The following is a 2108-nucleotide window of genomic DNA, read 5'->3' as shown; positions in this document are numbered from 1 at the left end:
TCAGCGACACACGCCTCGTCCGCGCCAACGCACCGATCCGCATTGGGACAGGCACAACGGAAAGTGCATCAGAGCCTCCGTGCATGAGGCCTGGCCAACAGCGCCCCGGCCATCAAAGGCAACGCGCAAGGCGACTCAATCCACCTTCGCCCCCGACACCTGCACCAGCTTCTGGATCATCGGCCCGCTGGCCTCCAGATTCTTGCGGAACTCGGCCGAGCTGTTGCCCATGGCCACGAGCCCGTAGGCCTGGAAGCGGGCCTTCATCGCGGCGGTCTGCACGGCTGCGCGCGTTTCCTTCTCCAGCCGCGCGAGGATGGCCGGCGGCGTCTTCGCCGGCGCGGTCAGCATCACGCCGCCCAGCGGCTTGAACTCCTCGTCGGTGAAGCCGGCCTCGGCCATCGTCGGCACGTTGGGGAGTTCCGGCAGGCGCTTCTCACCGATGATGGCCAGCGGGCGCAGGCTACCGCTCGCGATGTGCGGCGCCATGGTGCCCAGCGTGCCGATGCCCATCGGGATCTGCCCGGCGATCATGTCCTGGATCATCGGCGCCTCGCCCTTGTAGGCGACGTGCGTCATGTCGAGCTTGCGCGATTCGCTCAGGTGCGCGTTCAGCAGATGGCTCGACGAGCCGACGCCGAAGGAGCCGTAGTTGACCTTGCCCTTGTTGGCTTGGGCCCAGGCCACGAATTCCTTCATGTTGCGCGCGGGCACATCCTTGTTGACCGCGAACACCAGGCTGGCCGAGCACAGTTCGGTGATGAAGGCGAAGTCGCGGCGCACGTCGTAAGGCACCTTCGCGAACATGTACTGCGCGTAGTAGATCGGCGTGGCATGCGACAGGAACAGGGTGTAGCCATCCGGCTGCGCACGGGCCACGAGCGCGGCACCGAGCATGCCGGAGGCGCCCGGCTTGTTGTCCACGATGACAGTCTGCTTGAGGCTCTTGCCGAGTTCGTCGGCCAGCACGCGGGCCAGCACGTCGGTGGCGCCCGCGGGCGGCGCGGGCACGACGATCGTGATGGGGCGCGCCGGATAGTCCTGGGCCAGGGCGTGCGTGCCGCAGGCGAGCGCGGCGATGGCGATGAATGCCTTGCCGATGAGGTTGCGCATGGTGGTCTGTCTCCGTTTTGTGTGATTCGTTCAGCGCGTGGTGGCGATGTGCGGGCCGGGCTTGTCGGCGAACAGTTCGTCCACCAGATGGGCGCGGCGCGCGCGCGTGGTGGACTGGTTGACGTAGCCCTTGTCGGCGATCTCGTTGGCGTCCATCGAGGGCGGCTCGGCCATCAGCATCAGGCGCTCGACACGCAGGCTGGCGCTGCCGCCGTCCTTGCGCAGGCATTCGCCCAGGGCCGCGACGAGGGCGGGGTGGGTCGACAACGCGGAGGCGTCGAGACCGGCGAGTTCCGGCAGCAGGCGCTGACAGGCGGCCACGTTGGGCCACGCGAGCGCGGCGACATGGTGCTGGTCATGCCCGCAGATCACGGCATCGGTGATGAGCGGCGCGCAGCGTTCGATGAGGCCCAGTCGGATGGAGCCGGTGCGCACCCAGGTGCCGTTGACCAGCTTGAAGTCTTCTGCCACGCGGCCATCGAAGCGCATGCCCCTGGCCGGGTCGTCCATGTCGACGAGGCGCACGGCGTCGCCAAGCTTGAAGAAGCCTTCCTCATCGAAGGCGGCCGCGGTGAGGTCTGGCCGCGCCACGTAGCCGCTGAAGTTGTGCGCGCCGCGCACGCGGATCTCGTAGCGGTCGCCGTCCAGCGGCACCAGCTTGATCTCGGTGCCGGGCCCCGGCGCGCCGATGTTGGCCAGGTCGTCGCTGACCCAGGCGCGGTAGGTGCCGACGCCGGTGGTCTCGGTCGAGGCCAGTCCCGTGCCGAACACGATGCGCTCGCCAACGGTGCACTCGGCCACGCGCTGGATGCGCTCGTTGACGTCCTTGGGCAGGCTGGCGCCGCCGTAGCCGAAGTTGACGACGCGGGCGAACACGCTGCGGGCGAGTTGCGGGTCGCGCTCGAGTTCCGCCGCCAGCATCGTCCATGCGGAAGGCACGGAGGTCAGCAAGGTCGGCGAGATCTCGCGCAGGTTGCGCACCGTGCGCTCGAACA

General features: G+C 68.4%; 2 protein-coding genes. Both read right to left on the bottom strand.

Translation table 11 applies throughout. The annotated features are described in order from the left end of the window. Window positions 1-135 precede the first annotated feature (135 nt). Window positions 136-1113 carry a tripartite tricarboxylate transporter substrate binding protein gene (locus HCU76_RS36240; RefSeq protein WP_213959972.1) on the bottom strand — a complete coding sequence of 326 codons (978 nt, stop codon included), beginning with the start codon at window positions 1111-1113 and terminating at the stop codon, window positions 136-138. Window positions 1114-1143: 30 nt separating this feature from the next. Continuing rightward, a partial coding sequence (locus tag HCU76_RS36235) for an AMP-binding protein (protein ID WP_218512050.1) occupies window positions 1144-2108 on the bottom strand: 965 nt, incomplete at its 5' end.

Origin of the sequence: Variovorax sp. dw_308, from assembly GCF_019207085.1 — a bacterium.
In the GTDB taxonomy this organism is placed as follows: Bacteria; Pseudomonadota; Gammaproteobacteria; order Burkholderiales; family Burkholderiaceae_C; genus Variovorax.
The sequence above is the reverse complement of the archived record's forward strand: the minus strand, read 5'-3'. Positions and strand labels throughout refer to the sequence as shown.